12 protein-coding genes and 1 other annotated feature are annotated in these 16146 nt (G+C 36.1%); of the genes, 6 read left to right on the forward strand and 6 right to left on the reverse strand.

The features are described 5' to 3' along the window. Nucleotides 1-2139 (reverse strand): cell division protein FtsA, encoded by a 2139-nt coding sequence (locus tag AN959_RS18560; RefSeq protein ID WP_056832946.1) that lies wholly within the window; start codon nucleotides 2137-2139, stop codon nucleotides 1-3. A gap of 164 nt (nucleotides 2140-2303) precedes the next feature. Here AN959_RS18560 and AN959_RS18565 point away from each other — a divergent pair, with 164 nt between their 5' ends. Next, complete coding sequence (locus AN959_RS18565; protein WP_053588593.1) at nucleotides 2304-3389, forward strand: bifunctional 3-deoxy-7-phosphoheptulonate synthase/chorismate mutase; 1086 nt, start codon at nucleotides 2304-2306, stop codon at nucleotides 3387-3389. 143 nt (nucleotides 3390-3532) lie between these two features. Continuing rightward, complete coding sequence (gene ccpA, locus AN959_RS18570) at nucleotides 3533-4531, forward strand: catabolite control protein A (protein WP_056832949.1); 999 nt, start codon at nucleotides 3533-3535, stop codon at nucleotides 4529-4531. Nucleotides 4532-4593: 62 nt separating this feature from the next. Here the strand turns inward: ccpA and AN959_RS18575 are convergent, their stop codons facing one another. The 3 genes from AN959_RS18575 to AN959_RS18585 are packed head-to-tail and all read right to left on the reverse strand — an operon-like array spanning nucleotide 4594 to nucleotide 7083. After that, nucleotides 4594-5796 (reverse strand): acetoin utilization protein AcuC, encoded by a 1203-nt coding sequence (locus AN959_RS18575; protein WP_056832951.1) that lies wholly within the window; start codon nucleotides 5794-5796, stop codon nucleotides 4594-4596. Continuing rightward, entirely contained in the window at nucleotides 5766-6413 is a 648-nt protein-coding gene (locus tag AN959_RS18580) for an acetoin utilization AcuB family protein (RefSeq protein WP_056832953.1), read from the reverse strand. Before AN959_RS18580 ends, AN959_RS18575 begins: the two co-directional genes overlap by 31 nt. 37 nt (nucleotides 6414-6450) lie before the next feature. Beyond that, nucleotides 6451-7083 (reverse strand): GNAT family N-acetyltransferase, encoded by a 633-nt coding sequence (locus AN959_RS18585; RefSeq protein WP_056832955.1) that lies wholly within the window; start codon nucleotides 7081-7083, stop codon nucleotides 6451-6453. Nucleotides 7084-7248: 165 nt separating this feature from the next. Here AN959_RS18585 and acsA point away from each other — a divergent pair, with 165 nt between their 5' ends. Continuing rightward, complete coding sequence (acsA, locus tag AN959_RS18590; RefSeq protein ID WP_056832957.1) at nucleotides 7249-8967, forward strand: acetate--CoA ligase; 1719 nt, start codon at nucleotides 7249-7251, stop codon at nucleotides 8965-8967. 555 nt (nucleotides 8968-9522) lie between these two features. Here acsA and AN959_RS18595 read toward each other — a convergent pair. Next, nucleotides 9523-12426 (reverse strand): transglycosylase domain-containing protein, encoded by a 2904-nt coding sequence (locus AN959_RS18595; RefSeq protein WP_056833074.1) that lies wholly within the window; start codon nucleotides 12424-12426, stop codon nucleotides 9523-9525. 100 nt (nucleotides 12427-12526) lie between these two features. Further along, nucleotides 12527-12722 (forward strand) — a binding site (T-box leader). A gap of 50 nt (nucleotides 12723-12772) precedes the next feature. Between AN959_RS18595 and tyrS the strand changes: the two genes are divergently transcribed. Next, nucleotides 12773-14038, forward strand: coding sequence for a tyrosine--tRNA ligase (gene tyrS / locus AN959_RS18600; protein ID WP_056832959.1), 1266 nt, complete (start codon nucleotides 12773-12775; stop codon nucleotides 14036-14038). A gap of 49 nt (nucleotides 14039-14087) precedes the next feature. Here the strand turns inward: tyrS and AN959_RS21170 are convergent, their stop codons facing one another. Next, nucleotides 14088-14252 carry a hypothetical protein gene (locus tag AN959_RS21170; protein ID WP_156316730.1) on the reverse strand — a complete coding sequence of 55 codons (165 nt, stop codon included), beginning with the start codon at nucleotides 14250-14252 and terminating at the stop codon, nucleotides 14088-14090. Nucleotides 14253-14475: 223 nt separating this feature from the next. Between AN959_RS21170 and AN959_RS18605 the strand changes: the two genes are divergently transcribed. Then, complete coding sequence (locus AN959_RS18605; protein ID WP_056832960.1) at nucleotides 14476-14730, forward strand: DUF3006 domain-containing protein; 255 nt, start codon at nucleotides 14476-14478, stop codon at nucleotides 14728-14730. Nucleotides 14731-15023: 293 nt separating this feature from the next. Continuing rightward, complete coding sequence (locus tag AN959_RS18610) at nucleotides 15024-16091, forward strand: sugar ABC transporter substrate-binding protein (protein ID WP_371256584.1); 1068 nt, start codon at nucleotides 15024-15026, stop codon at nucleotides 16089-16091. Nucleotides 16092-16146: the final 55 nt, after the last annotated feature.

The raw sequence follows: 16146 nt of genomic DNA on the forward strand, positions 1-16146 counted from the left end.
TTAATTATTAAATATTATTTCTAAATGGTCTCCACCAAATATTTCTTCGTCGAAACCAGATGTTTGCCCATTTTTCAATATTTGAAATGAACTAGCTACATCTGGTAAAGTCCAATTGGAGAAACGAAATACATCTTGAAAGATCCAAGGAGATGTATTTATTTCTTGCCATAGAAGAATAGATTCATTTGGAATGATGTCCTGTGAGGTAAGTTTAATATCACCTGAGGTAACAATAGCACACTCTTTATACAATTCTATTTCCTCGTTTTGAAAAATAACTTTTATTCGATTATCTAAACTTTTATCTAGTTTATTAGCAATCTCTTGAAGGGAAGGGGCGCTAACAATTTTTATTTGTATGTTGTCATTATCTTGGACTGGGTATTGCAGTTTCACTGGATTTTCATTTAATAGGATATGAGAAGTAAAATCAGGTATATAGTGATTCTTTTCATTTATTGTAATCGTATAAGGTTTTAGCTGTGTAAGATAGCTTCCTTTTTGAATAGCTAGTAATACTTGTTCAACGGTTTGTGGAGTTTCAACAATAACCTTGTCCCTTTCTTTCAATGGTGTATCCAGAGTGACCTTTTCTCCATTTACTCGCACTATAGGCTCCACAATATGCATAACCCCTTGGAAGGTAACAGTTTTAACGGATGCATCATCTAGAAGGTCACGAACAGTAGCTTCTCCTGGTCTTCCATCTTGGCCTTCCAATAGCTCAATACGGTCATTGCTTTGAATGATTGTTTTCGTGTTTGCTTCTTGTCCATTTAGATGAATAATTGCTGGCTTTCCATGTTCTCCAGGAATATAAATATCTTGTCCATTTACTTGAACAGCAAGGGCAGCTCCCGGTTTTCCATATAATTTTCTTGCAGAAATATTTGCTGCAAGAAAAGCGTCTCCAACTGTCATTTCCTTCAATTCGAAAAGACGTACTATTTGTTTGTTTACTTCAATAGACATGTATTGTATTGGCGCACGCTTAGCGGCAATGGCTATACCGATAGGAGTAACTAGCTCTGGAGTTACCGGAATATGTTCTTCCTTAGTTAAGTTTTGAATAGCATCGATTCCTCGTACAGCTACTCGATTTTCTGGCAAGTTCAATTCTTCTGCAAGTATAGTTGTAAGTTCAGGAGTCAAACTGCCTCCACCGACTAGCATTACTGCTTTCGTTGGCTTATTATTGTTCAATCGTAATATTTCCGAAGAAATAGCAGCCGCTAACACTTGCGTTGCTGGTCGAAGAACATCAATTACTTCGTCCTTAGGTATTTCCTGGTCAAAACCTAAAATATCTTTAATATGTATACACTCGTTTTGATTAATTGATCTTTTTGATTCCTCAGCAAAAGGAAAATCTAATAAATAATGATCACTTAATGCTTCTGTTATTTCATCTCCAGCTATTGGAACCATTCCATAAGCTACTACTGTTCCATGATCTGTTATAGCGATATCCGAAGTTCCTGCACCTATATCGACTAATGCTACATTTAAACGTCTCATTGATGAAGGAATTAGAACATTTATGGCCGCTATCGGTTCAAGTGTTAATGCTTCCATTTCTAAATCTGCACGTTTTAATGCAGATAACAACGACTCTACAACTACCCGTGGTAAAAATGTAGCAATTACTTCAATGGATGCTTCAGTTCCTTGCTGATCCACTAAGCTTCCAATTTCTTCTCCATCCAATCGATAGTATAATACACTATATCCTACACAATAATAATGACTAGACTGCTTATCGATATCTTTTTGTACTAAATTTGTTTGTGCTTTTTGAACGGCGGAAAGCTCCAAACGACTAATGTCTTCTTCAGAAAATATTGGTCGATTTTTAATATCCATTTGGACAGACGCTTGTTCTGTTTTTAAAGCTCTCCCAGCAGCTGCCACACTAACTTTTTTAAGTGGACCATGTTTTTCTTCTAATTTTGTTTTTATCGTGTTAATTGCTTCTGCTACTTTCAATACATTATGTATTTGACCATCCACCATTGCACGTTCTTTATGCTCCTCAACTAAAATATCTACAACATGAAATGATTGGTCTCGTTCTTCTAAAATAATTCCAACTACAGATCTCGTTCCAATATCGAGTGCAAATAATTTAGGTAACAATTTCCCACGTCCTTTTCAGACAAATACTTTAGCGAGTTGAAGCGCTAAAATAAAAAGCGTGACATTCTCGCAAGCATTGATTATAATAAGTCTTATAACTAAAAATGTATCATAATTTTCAGGCGATATAAAGTGTCGATGAAGAGAAAGAGAGGAGAAGTATCATGAGTCATGTAGATTTAGATGGATTACGCGCACGTGTAGATGAGATTAACGTAGAAATCCTACAGTTAATTAACGAAAGAGCAGGAGTAGTACAAGAGATTGGAAGAGTAAAAGAAAAACAAGGTGTAAACAGATACGATCCTCTTCGTGAACGACACATGTTAGATCACTTAAAAGAGAATAATTCTGGGCCACTACCACAGTCAACTGTTGAGCATATTTTTAAGGAAATTTTTAAAACAGCTCTAGAATTGCAAGTGGATGATCAAAAGAAAGCACTTCTTGTTTCACGTAAAAAGAAATCAACTGATACAATTGTTGAGATCAATGGTGAGAAAATTGGAACTGGAGCACCATCTTTTGTATTTGGTCCTTGTGCGGTTGAATCTTATACGCAAGTTGCTGAAGTAGCAGCTGCAATTCAATCAAAAGGGTTAAAGTTAATCAGAGGTGGGGCATACAAGCCACGTACGTCACCATACGATTTCCAAGGACTTGGATTAGAAGGTTTAAAAATATTAAAACAAATTTCCCAAGAATATGGTCTAGCTGTCGTATCAGAAATTGTTACCCCTAGCCACTTAGAAGAAGCGCTTGACTACGTTGATGTTGTGCAAGTAGGCGCTCGTAACATGCAAAACTTTGAATTATTAAAAGCAGTTGGTTCTATTAACAAACCGGTATTACTAAAACGTGGTATCGCAGCTACATTAGATGAATTCATTCATGCCGCTGAATACATTATGTCTCAAGGAAATGACCAAATCATTTTATGTGAACGAGGCATTCGTACTTACGAAAGAGCGACAAGAAATACATTAGATATTTCAGCTGTTCCTATTTTAAAGCAAGAAACACATTTACCGGTATTTGTGGATGTAACCCACTCAACTGGACGAAGAGATATTTTGTTACCTGCTGCTAAAGCCGCTATTGCTATCGGTGCTGACGGTGTTATGGCTGAGGTTCATCCTGATCCAGCTGTTGCATTATCGGATGCAGCTCAACAAATGAATTTACAACAATTTGATGAATTCTATGACTCCCTGCAAAAATTCATGAAAACTCATGAAGTGCATGCATAATTAGAAAATCATTAGTTTTGACAGAGAAATGCCACAAAACCGACTCTTTTTAGGGTCGGTTTTACTATTTGATTGAAAGTTACATAGGAAATGAAGTATTATTTAAAGTATAATTATTCAGAGTAGTGAAGGAGGGGTATGCATTGACTATTACTATATATGATGTAGCGAGAGAAGCAAATGTGTCGATGGCAACCGTTTCACGTGTAGTAAATGGGAACCAAAATGTAAAACCGGCAACTCGTCAAAAAGTTTTAGCAGTGATAGAACGATTAGATTATCGTCCAAATGCAGTTGCAAGAGGTTTAGCAAGTAAAAAAACAAAAACAGTTGGGGTAATTATCCCGGATATTTCAAATGTATTTTATGCTGAACTTGTGCGTGGTATAGAAGATATTGCAACGATGTACCGATATAATATTATTTTAACGAATTCCGATCAACAAGAAGATAAAGAAGTACAGCTTTTATCCACTTTGTTCAGTAAACAAGTAGATGGAATAGTTATGATGAGTGACCAAGTAACAAATGACATGCTACATGAGATGGAAAGATCTCAAGTGCCTATCGTTTTAGCAGGCACAATTGAAACGACTAATGCATTTCCTTCTGTTAATATTGAATACCATGAAGCAGCAATTGATGCAGTCAATCGTTTACTACAAAACGGACATAAACGAATTGCTTTTGTATCGGGCTCTATATCTTCGACGATTAATCGACTATATAAACTTTCTGGCTACGAAAAGGCGCTTGATGCAGCTGGTATCGAATTAGATACAGATCTAATTGTTGGCGTCGAAAATACATATGACGACGGTCTTCTAGCTTGGGAAGAACTAAGTAAATTAAAAAACCCTCCGACTGCATTTTTTGCAGGTAATGATGAAATAGCAATCGGATTGATCCATGGGGCACAAGACAGTGGATTAAAAGTGCCAGAAGACATTGAAGTAATCAGCTTTGAAAATTCCAAATTAGCTCGTATGGTAAGACCGGAACTTACGAGTGTTGTATTACCTTTATACGACATTGGAGCAGTTTCCATGAGACTATTAACAAAGTTTATGAATAAAGAAAAAATAGATGAACATACAGTAGTTCTTCCATATCGTATTGAAGAAAGAGATTCTGTTAAATAATCTATTTAGTATCAAGAAAGTGAATGTAATTGCATAATATTAAAACACCAGAACCGTTTAGGCTACTGGTGTTTTTTGTATGAACTCTGTTGACGTAATAAAAATAACGCCTTGTCTAACATTTGTTTATTTTTCTCTGTTATCTCCGCTTTTCGAGGAATCGGTTCAAATAACGGATTAGGATCCATCCATGTTGGTATAAGGGGGATAGGAGATTCCTTAGACCAACGTTCGAGCCAGGCTTTCGGTAGTTCTCCTTCGGGTGTTTTAAAGTCATTCATTTCCATCCAAAGCAATGACCATGCACGTGGAACTACTCTCCAAATATCATAACCACCACCACCGACTGCAATCCATTTTCCGTCACAATACTTATGCGCCAACTCATGAGCAAGTTTAGGAATTTCTCGATATATCTTCATTGAACCATACAAATGTGTTAAAGGGTCAAAATAATGCGCATCAGCGCCATTTTGACTTAAAATAACATCTGGTTTAAATGATTCTATAATCTCGCTAAGAGCTGTACGATAAACCTCTAAAAATGAATCATCCTCTGTAAAAGCATCTATAGGAAAATTAAAGGAAGTACCATACCCTTCTCCAGAACCTCTTTCTGTAATATTACCTGTACCGGGGAATAAATATCTTCCCGTTTCATGAATTGAAATAGTGCATACATTAGGATCATCGTAAAAACTCCATTGAACACCGTCCCCATGGTGGGCGTCTGTGTCAATATACAGTACACGAGCATTATATTTTTCCTGCATATATTTAATGGCAACTGAGCTATCATTATAAATACAGAAACCCGATGCCCGTCCTTTAAAACCATGATGAAGTCCACCGCCTAGATTGAGGGCATGTGATGCTTTACCTTCCATCACATAATCTACGGCAGTTAGCGTTCCACCTACTAAACTGGCACTAGCTTCATGCATATGGGGAAAGATTGGTGTATCTTCAGTGCCAATCCCATAGCTTTCATAAATACTTGTGTCACCAGTCTCTAAGCTTGCTTTTTTAACAATATCAATATATTGGGTGTCGTGTATTAAGCTTAATTCTTCCTCCGTTGCAGTTCTTGGTGCGACTATATCCGATAATGATAACGCATTCATTTCTTTTAATAAATCAACAGTTAATGTTAATCGTTTTTGGTTAAATGGATGCGTGTCAGAAAATTTATAGCCTAACTGATTTTCTGAAAAGATAAAAACGGCATTTTTCTTCATACGTTCATTCCTGGATGGTTTGGCCATAATACCTCAAATCCTTCTGCTTTAATCGCTTCAATAAGCTTTAGAGGATTCATGGTTTTTACACGCAATACTAATATTTTATGATCATTATGCACTTTATCGGGATATACAAGAACGCTTAATACATTTAACTTCTGCTCGTAGAAAATTTTTGAAACCTCAAATAATACCCCTGGTCTGTTCGGTACACGGACTTCGATTTGAGAACCGGGTTGATGAACTCCAGTTAGTTCAATAAACTTATACAATAAGTCAGATTCGGTAATCATCCCTACTAATTTACCTTTACTGACAATTGGCAGACACCCAATTCTATTATCATAAAAAATACTAGCTGTCTCTTCGACAAAGTCTAAAGGATGACCGGTAATGGGGTTCTTAGTCATAATTTCTTCTAATGGACGTTCATATATATCATTATGAAGAACGCTTTGAAGAGTGGAAGGGGTTGCTTCCTTTAAATCTCTGTCCGTTACCACTCCAACTACTTCTCGGTCTTTGTTTATGATAGGTAAGTGACGTATTTTTTTTACTTTTAATAGCGTGATTGCATCGTTGATCGTATGTGAAGGGGTTAATGTTGGAACTGATGTATTCATAATTTCTTCTACTAACATTAGAATGAACTCCTTTTCTATCTGTATCGCTTCACCTTTAATACATAAAACGATTCATAAAGCGTAACTGATCAAATTGCTGAATAGATTCATTGTCCACTCTGCTACCTATTTTAGCCATTAAGCAATTGGCAGGGTGAGAACTAATTTCTGGATCATCTGTGGCAAAATATTCGAGTCCACCAGCTTGCATCATTTTTTCCATAACTTTTCGATATTCCCATACATTCAAGCCCGTTCCTTTTAAATCCCAATGCCAATAATATTCGGTCGTGATTGTAATATAGTCTTCCATTGCATCATCCATCATTGAAACACGGAGAAGTGTTTTTCCAACTCCTGTTCCTCGAAATTTCGGAATAACTTCGATTGCCCCTAATTCTATTAAATTTTTCATATTACCTTGGGACCAACGTTCAAGTGGGTCGGGGTATAGAAATGTACAGTATCCAACAATGATATTTTCATCTCGAACAATAATAATTCTTCCTTCTGGTAGCTTAGCAATTTCGATGAGGGCTTTGTGTTGTTGAGCAGGAGCTCTAAAAGATACAAGATCCTCATGGAATTCTAATTCAGCAATAATGTCTGAAGATATCGGTCCTTCGATAGTAACAGTACCATGCTTTGTTTCTAATTCCGTAGCATTATACTTTTTATTGTGTATCACAAATTCACCACCTAAATAAATAAATGCAATTTACAAACATTATACCTTATTTTAAAGTGAGAAGGTGTAGTGAAAAAGAAATATAATAAAACATTCAAAACATTAGCAAAAATAGAAAAAAGTATTGTAGAATAGAAGAGTATATTTATCGAAAGGGTGAAGAGGATGAAAATAGAAGTTTTACCAGTTTTAGAAGGGGATTATCAATTAAAAGATTATGAACAAACTGTAAAGACTTTTCAATGGGAAGATGCAGAGAAAAACTTTTCATGGAAACAAACAGGTAAAGTGAATATGGCCTATGAAGCCATCGATAGACATGCAGAATCTGATAAAAAAGAAAAAGTAGCTCTTTATTATCAAGATGCGAATAGAAAAGAATCCTATACATTTCTTGATATGAAGAATCAAAGCAACAAAGCTGCAAACGTTTACAAAAAATATTCTAACCTTCGAAAAGGGGATCGTCTTTTCATTTTTATGCCTAGATCACCCGAATTATATTTTGCGTTACTTGGTGGAATTAAAATGGGCGTCATCGTTGGACCACTTTTCGAAGCATTTATGGAAGGTGCAGTATACGACCGATTGCTAGATAGTGAAGCAAAAGCAATTGTTACTACTCCCGAACTGCTTGAAAGAATACCTCTAGATAAATTACCTAACTTAGAAACAGTCTTTCTAGTAGGGGAAGCAGTAGAGGAAACCGAAAAATTTATCGACTTTAATAAAGCATTAGAAGGTGCATCCGATTCATTTGAAATAGAGTGGGTTGATAAAGAAGATGGACTAATTTTACATTATACTTCTGGTTCTACTGGAAAACCAAAAGGTATATTACATGTACATTATGCGATGGTACAACAGTATCAATCGATGAAATGGGTAATGGACATTAGAGAGGATGACATTTATTGGTGTACTGCAGATCCTGGCTGGGTTACAGGTACATCCTATGGAATCTTTGGACCTTGGCTAACTGGAACTACTTTCTTAATTCTTGGAGGACGTTTTTCTCCAGATGCGTGGTACAATGCGATAGAACAATATGGAGTAACAGTTTGGTATAGTGCGCCAACAGCATTCCGCATGCTAATGGGAGCAGGAGATGCAATAGTAAAAGAGCATGATTTAAGCTCTCTTCGACATATTCTATCTGTTGGAGAACCATTGAATCCGGAAGTAATTAAATGGGGAATGCAAGTGTTTAATAAAAGAATTCATGACACTTGGTGGATGACCGAAACAGGTGCTCAGGTTATTTGTAACTTCGCTTGTCTACCGATTAAACCTGGTTCAATGGGGAAACCATTACCTGGTTTAGAAGCTGCCATCATTGACAATCAAGGGAATATTGTTCCTCCTTATACAATGGGTAATTTGGCAATTAAAAAAGGATGGCCATCCATGATGCGTCAAGTTTGGAACAATAAAGAAAAATATGAATCTTACTTTATAAATGACGAGTGGTATTTCTCAGGGGATTCTGCCTATATGGATGAAGAGGGTTACTTCTGGTTCCAAGGAAGAGTGGACGATGTGATTATGACCTCTGGTGAACGAGTAGGTCCATTTGAAGTAGAAAGTAAATTAATTGAGCACCCGGCTATTTTGGAGGCAGGAGTAATCGGAATTCCAGATCCTGTTCGCGGTGAAATTATTAAAGCATTTGTCGCTTTAAATGAAGGATATGAACCATCAGAAGAACTCATCGCAGATATTCAGCAGTTTGTTAAAAAAGGACTTGCTGCACATGCGGCACCTAGAGAAATTGAGTTCAAGGACAAGTTACCAAAAACGCGTAGTGGTAAAATTATGCGTCGTGTATTAAAAGCTTGGGAATTAAAATTACCAACTGGTGATTTGTCAACAATGGAAGATTAAGAAAAGCCGCAGCGACCTGTAGTATCAGGAAGCTGTGGCTTTTTTCTTATCATAATTAAACCCTTCAAGAGTAGAAAAACGGATATGCGCTTGTCGCACTCTATGCATGAGCCTCCGCAGGATGAGTCGACATCCTTGAAATATCTGATGATACAGTACATTTCAATAAAAAGAGTGATAGCTGAACATATAATAGAATCTACATAAATCATTATTAAGAGAATACACTGGCATTCACGCCTTGCCAGCCGCATGACGTGCCGAATGAGACAGCGAAATGCGCTAGCGCATAAAGCGGCTCATGCGGACGTGCGGCCAGCGTGAATGCCTATAGTTGGTGAAAAATATTTTAAGTCTATGTATATAATTTGTACTTAGAAACAGAAAGGCGGATGTGCGCTTGTCACACGCTACGCATTAGCAACAGTATTATAAATAAAAAAAAAGAGAGGAAGGAAGTGACTGAATTCACTTCCTTCTTCTCTAAATACTTCGTAATATTGTATTTTTCGTTTCTTTCAATGCGATAAACGCTAAAATCAGAAGATATTTTTTTTATGGTGTACCTGATTCTTCACCCTCTACCGGTGTAGTTGTCTCACCAGTTTCAGGAGGGGTTGGTTCAATAATTACTTCCTCTGAACCCTCTTCAGGAGCAGTAGGAGGAATTACTTGTTCAGGTGGATCTGGTGTCTTCTCTTCGATTGATACGATATTCGAAGCGCCTGATTGCAAACCTGTTATATCAACAGAAACAATGATATATTGACCACTACCATTAATAACAAAGCTCTTATTTTCTGCTTCTAGTTTAGTAGCAGCAAGTACTCTATTTCCATTTACAACTTGGTAAACTCTGTATCCTACAACATCAGGTGAAGCAGCGTCAGTCCAAGTAATTGTATTTCCTGAAAGAGTTGCTGTTACTGCTGCTGGTGGACTTCCATCAGCTTGGAATACTTCTTCTGAAACAACATTACCAGCAAAACTAGATTTCTCTGGGAATAGTTTGCTAGCATTTCCACCGAATTTGCCTAGCATCCGTTTAATAAACTGTTCGTTTACTCCGTATCCGCCCTGTACAACAAATTCACTAGGAGTTGAATCTAATGAACGATATTTATTGCCATTAATCACAACATAGGATGATGTGATTAGACTGTCATCGGAAGCAGTAGGTAACATAGCAGCCGCATTAAATAAATCTGACTTCACTAATCCTGCTTTGCTACATCCATCAGATACTGCAAGTCCAGATATACCACAGAAGGATCTAGTCACTACACCCTTAGGAACCGGAAAAGGATTTGGTGCATCTACTAAGTCCGGATTTACATCATACATAGCATTCATCATATTTGACCAAAGCATGTTTATTCGAACACTTGGATGATTATAACGATTATTCATATAGAATAGGGTTTCATTGTAATCGTAACCAAGCCATACACCTAGAGAAACATTTGGGTTATATCCAACTAGCCATGAGTCATTATGATCTTGAGTAGTTCCAGTTTTTGCAGCAAAATCTGATTGGAATTTTAATCTAGATTTTGCAAGTTTTGCAGTTCCATCCGATAAAACATCACGAAGCATATCGGTAATAATATAAGAAGTAGCTGGGCTAAATACTTGAACAGGTTCAGTCTTATGTTGGTAAATGATATTCCCATCTACGTCTTCAATTTTTTCAATCATATAAGCATCAATAAACTGTCCATTATTAGCAAATGTTCCAAATGCATTCGTATTTTCTTCAACAGTTGCACCATTTGTCATACCGCCGATAGATAATGCATGATTGGCGTATTCGTTTTCTTCAATATGCTCGAAGCCCATTTTGTATAAGAAATCAGTAGGCTTTCTGTCCATGATCAAATCATATAAACGAATAGTTGATAAGTTTTGAGATGTTTTTAAAGCATCACGAGCTGAAATAATCCCTAACTCTTGTTCTTTCGTATAGTTCTGAGGAGATTTAGTCCAAGTTGTACTTCCTAGATTCTCTAATTTAACATCGACAACTGGACTTCCAGCGCCAATTACTCCATATTCAATAGCTGGTGCATACACTAATAATGGCTTCATAGTAGAACCTATTGGACGAACGGCTTGTGTTGCGTGATTTAATTGTTCTAAATTATAATCACGACCTCCAAGGAACGATAAAATTCTACCTGTACCATTTTCAATTAGCATACTTCCAACTTGTACAGGATAATCTTGAGTAATGGTTTCTCCTGTATTTGGATCTTTTACTTCTTTTGTGAATGTATGTCCATAAGTATCAAACTGATCTTTTACTTGAATCATTGCCTCGTACATATCTTTATTAATAGTTGTGTGAATTCTATAACCGCCAGTACTTACGGCACGTGCTGCTATGATATCATATTTATCGTATAGTTTTGACTCCGATTTTAATCTTTCAGGGTCTATCCCATCTGCTGAAGCAAACTGTTCTCGAAGAATTGCTTTTACACGGTTTTCTATCTCAAAAGTTAGCCATGGGTATTTATCTTCTGGTACAATTTCGGGCTGTCTAAAATCCTTTGTAATATCGTAATTAATAGCAGAATTATATTCTTCCTCGGAAATATAACCAGTTTCTTTCATTCGAAACAAAACAGTCTTCATACGTTCGATTCCAGGTTTTAATGCTTCTCCTTCTTTTAATACACCACCTTTTCTAAATGGTGTATATGCAAATGGTGCTTGGGGAATACCTGCTATATAAGCAGCCTGAGGTAAATTTAAGTCCTTTGCTTTGACATTAAAAATTCCTTGAGCAGCTGTTTCGATTCCAGCAATATTTCTTCCGTTTGCATTTCTGCCGTAAGGAATAATGTTCAAATAAGCTTCTAAGATTTCGTCTTTCGTCATAAAGTGTTCCAAACGCATAGCCAGTAATATTTCCTTAGCTTTTCGTTCATAGGAAACTTCATTTGTTAGTATTTGGTTTTTAATTAACTGTTGAGTTAAAGTAGATCCACCTGTTTGTGTATCAGAGTTTGTAACATCCTGTAGTAATCCTCGGAAAATTGCTTTTGGTACAATTCCATTATGTACTTCAAAATATTCATCTTCCGTAGCTAGAACAGCATCTAAAACATATGGTGAAACTGCTGATAATTTAGTTTCTGTCCGTTCAAGATCTGTACGTAATTTACCTAAATAGACATCTCCGGCAAAATATATTTCGGAAGTCTCTTCATAGTTAAATACTGCTGCTCTCATTTCTTTCTTTTCGCGTAATGGCTCCTCTTTAACTAGAGATGCAAAGTAACCCGCACCTACCGATGCTGCAAATACACCTAAAGTGATGCAGACAATTAAAAAGAGTAAGCTTAAGTTCCAAATAACACTAGATGAGATACGCAAGCCTTTTGCCCATTTAGTAGACTGCCATTCATCAAATTTATCTTTATAAAATTGGATTTTCTCTATCCATTTATCCATTAACATTTCAACCCCCAAATCAAGAATTATTATACCATAATCGTTATTCATTAGACGATAGTTATTGACAACCGTTTTAGTTTAGGTAAAATAGTTATATATTTTAACGATGAAAAGTCCGAAGTAGTTGTTGCACATACTGTATAGAGAGCTAGCGGTTGGTGAAAGCTAGTCAGTGTTCAATGATGAATTACAGTCTTGGAGTTAGACGTATTCACAACGATATCGTGATTGAAGCGGAAGGATTTTCCTTCAAGCTGGGTGGTACCGCGCTATTATAAATAAGCGTCCCTGCATGATTTATTTCGTGCAGGGACTTTTTTATTTTAAAAAGGAGGAACTTATTATGACAAATGCATTATTAGAGGATTTAACATGGAGAGGTCTTATTTATCAGCAGACAGATGCAGAAGGCTTAGAAAGTTTATTAGATAGCGAAAAAATTTCACTTTACTGTGGTGTCGATCCAACTGCAGATAGTATGCATATCGGGCATATCGTGCCCTTACTGACTTTACGTCGTTTTCAAATGCATGGACATCGCCCAATCTTATTAGTAGGTGGAGCAACAGGAATGGTGGGAGATCCATCAGGACGTTCAGAAGAGCGTGTTTTGCAAACAACTGAACAAATTGATAAAAATGTAAAAGGAATCAAAACGCAAATGGAGCGCATTTTTGATTTTAATGCTGATAATGGTGCTAAAATGGTTAACAATCATGATTGGATTGGACCGATGACAGTAATTGAATTTTTAAGAGACTTCGGAAAGCTTGTCAACATCAACTATATGTTAGCAAAGGATTCTATTGCCTCTCGTTTAGATTCAGGGCTTTCTTTTACTGAGTTCGCATACACATTAATACAAGGAATCGACTTCAATCATTTATTCAACACATATAATTGTAAAGTGCAGGTTGGTGGTTCTGACCAATGGGGTAATATTACAACTGGTCTTGAGATGATTCGTAAAACGCATGAGGAAGAAACAAAAGCATACGGAATAACAATTCCATTAGTAACTAAGGCGGATGGAACGAAATTTGGAAAATCAGCTTCTGGTTCTGTTTGGTTAGATGCGAAAAAGACATCTCCATATGAATTCTACCAATTTTGGATTAATACTGCAGATGCAGATGTGATCAAATACATGAAAATTTTTACTTTCTTAGAACGAAGTGAAATTGAAAGTTACCAAGAAACTGTGGAAAATGAGCCACATTTACGCAAAGGACAAATGAAACTTGCTGAAGAAATGACTCGACTTATCCATGGTCAAGAAGCTTTGGATCAAGCAATCCGTATTTCCCAAGCGTTATTTAGCGGGAATTTAAAAGAGTTGACAGCTGGAGAAATGAAGGATGCATTTAAAGATGTACCTTCCGTTGAAATGACAAAAGATTCGAAGAACATTGTAGATTTCATCGTGGAAGCTACTGTCTCGCCTTCGAAAAGGCAAGCTAGGGAAGACGTTGCTAACGGGGCTATTTCTGTTAATGGAGAAAAAGTTACGGATGTAACATATGAAGTTGGGGAAAAGGATCGTCTTGAAGATGAATTCATGATTATTCGCCGAGGAAAGAAAAATTATAAAATGATCAAGTTTATTTAAAATGAAAAAAGCTACTTCCCTATATATCAAGGGAAGTAGCTTTTTTCAATTAAAAACCACCGCGTTCATCAACATGATGATTATTTTGACCATCTTTTACTTGAAGTTTTTCCTTTTCCTCGTCATTTAACTTTTGTGGTTCTGTAAAATTTTCACTTATACTTTTGTCGTCTTTAGAGTTGTTGTTGGAAGTATTCGTTTTATTATTTTTCACTACATATCCTCCTTTTTTTTTCTATATTCATTTTTTATTATTCCCCATTAATAGACAAATAGTCATGAAATTATTAAAAAAATGAAAAAGTAAACAAAATAAGATGAAAATTGAGTAGTATATAGTATAGAATGATAATATTGAACGAATTTCCTACTATTCATGAAAAAATTATATAACTACATTTAATTTTAATTTAATTTTGGTCAAGGGGCTGTTTTAAGTGTGTGAAAATAAATACGTGGTCGATCGATTTGATGATTTTTTTGTTGTGCTTTTTGAAAAAGATAATAAAGCAAACAAACTCGTCATTTTAAAAGATAAGTTTACGATTAATGCAAAAGTAGGAGACTTATTGGAAATACATTTCAATAAAGAAAAATCAGGCTATGATTTTAAGGCGTTGAAGGAAGAAACTGATGATGCTAAACAACGTTTGCTTGATTTAATTGAAGGAATGAAAATGCAAAAAAATTAATATTTTTTGAAATTGGCGATTTGCTCTATCTAGAGTAAATCGCTTTTTTGCATTTCTTCTAAAATATTTCTCATGAAGGGGTGTTTTTTTATTTGATGAAGAGTTCCTCTAGGAATAATAATGTTTTTTTCCAAAAGGTTAAAAAAGTATAGGTAAAGCTAAAAGAATGCTAATGAATGCGCTTTCATATAAATGTTCTCAATTTATAATTTAATTGTAATCATTTTTTTCAAAGGGAGAGGGGTAAAAAAATGTTCAAGAAATTCAATGGAGTAACTTTTTTAATAATCTTGATGGCGTTCGTATTATTCATTGCAGGATGTAACAACAGTGGAGGTGGTTCTTCAGTAGATGTAGGTATCGTATTACCTACAAAGGACGAACCTCGCTGGGTACAAGATGAGCAACGTTTTAAAGATGCTCTAGCAGATTCAGATTATTCAACGGAAATTCTATTTAGCCAAGGGTCATCAGCTAAAGAGAAAGAAAATGTGGAAGCTTTATTAAATAAAGGGATCAAAGTATTAATCATCACTCCTCATGACGGTGCAGCTGCAGCGTCTGCTGTAGAAGCGGCGAAAAAAGAGGGTGTTACTGTTATTGCTTATGACCGCTTAATTACAGACACAGATGCAGTGGATTACTATGTAACATTTGATAGTTTAGCAGTAGGTGCTGCACAAGCTCAGTACTTAGTAGACAATGCTGAAGGTACTAATGTTCCGCTTTACTTATATGCAGGAGCAGCTTCCGATAATAACGCATTTTTATTCTTCGAAGGAGCATGGAAAGTACTTCAACCGAAAGTAGCAGATGGTACTTTTAAAATTGCCAACTCAAGTGAAGCAGAAGCATTAAAAGAGTCAGCAGATCTATCACGCGACCAACTTGGAAAAATTATTGGTCAAATAACAACGAACTGGGATGCAAACGAAGCAAAAAACAAAGCACAAACTCACTTAACTGCAGCTGGCGATGATGTAAAAGGGGATGTTGCAATTCTAGCTCCGAATGATGGGACAGCTCGTTCAATCGCAGACGTATTTGCCTCTGACAGTGCAATTACTAATTACTTTGTAACTGGGCAAGATGCAGAGAAAGCCTCAATTCAATACATTATCGATGAAAAACAATCGATGACGGTTTTCAAAGATGTTCGTACATTAGTAAAAGATGCGATGGGTATGGCAGTAGATATCTTAGATGGTAAAACACCAGAAACAACAGGTTCATATAATAATGGTGCGGTAGACGTTAAAGCGAAACAAACAGACGTTATCGTTGTAGATAAAGATAACGTAAAATCAGAACTTATCGATTCTGAATACTATGAAGCAAGTGAATTCACAGGTTTAGAGTAAAGATATCATATAGAAAAGGAAAAATAGTGATAGTAGTATCTATCACTATTTCTCT

This window comes from Psychrobacillus sp. FJAT-21963 (assembly GCF_001420585.1).
Lineage (GTDB): Bacteria > Bacillota > Bacilli > Bacillales_A > Planococcaceae > Psychrobacillus.

Excerpts from the sequence above, each read along its gene's own strand:
- AN959_RS18595 (WP_056833074.1), bottom strand. The coding sequence starts at position 12,426 with ATGGATAAATGGATAGAGAAAATCCAATTTTATAAAGATAAATTTGAT.
- AN959_RS18575 (WP_056832951.1), bottom strand. The coding sequence starts at position 5,796 with ATGGCCAAACCATCCAGGAATGAACGTATGAAGAAAAATGCCGTTTTT.
- acsA (WP_056832957.1), top strand. The coding sequence starts at position 7,249 with ATGAAAATAGAAGTTTTACCAGTTTTAGAAGGGGATTATCAATTAAAA.
- AN959_RS18580 (WP_056832953.1), bottom strand. The coding sequence starts at position 6,413 with ATGTTAGTAGAAGAAATTATGAATACATCAGTTCCAACATTAACCCCT.
- AN959_RS18610 (WP_371256584.1), top strand. The coding sequence starts at position 15,024 with ATGGCGTTCGTATTATTCATTGCAGGATGTAACAACAGTGGAGGTGGT.
- AN959_RS18565 (WP_053588593.1), top strand. The coding sequence starts at position 2,304 with ATGAGTCATGTAGATTTAGATGGATTACGCGCACGTGTAGATGAGATT.
- tyrS (WP_056832959.1), top strand. The coding sequence starts at position 12,773 with ATGACAAATGCATTATTAGAGGATTTAACATGGAGAGGTCTTATTTAT.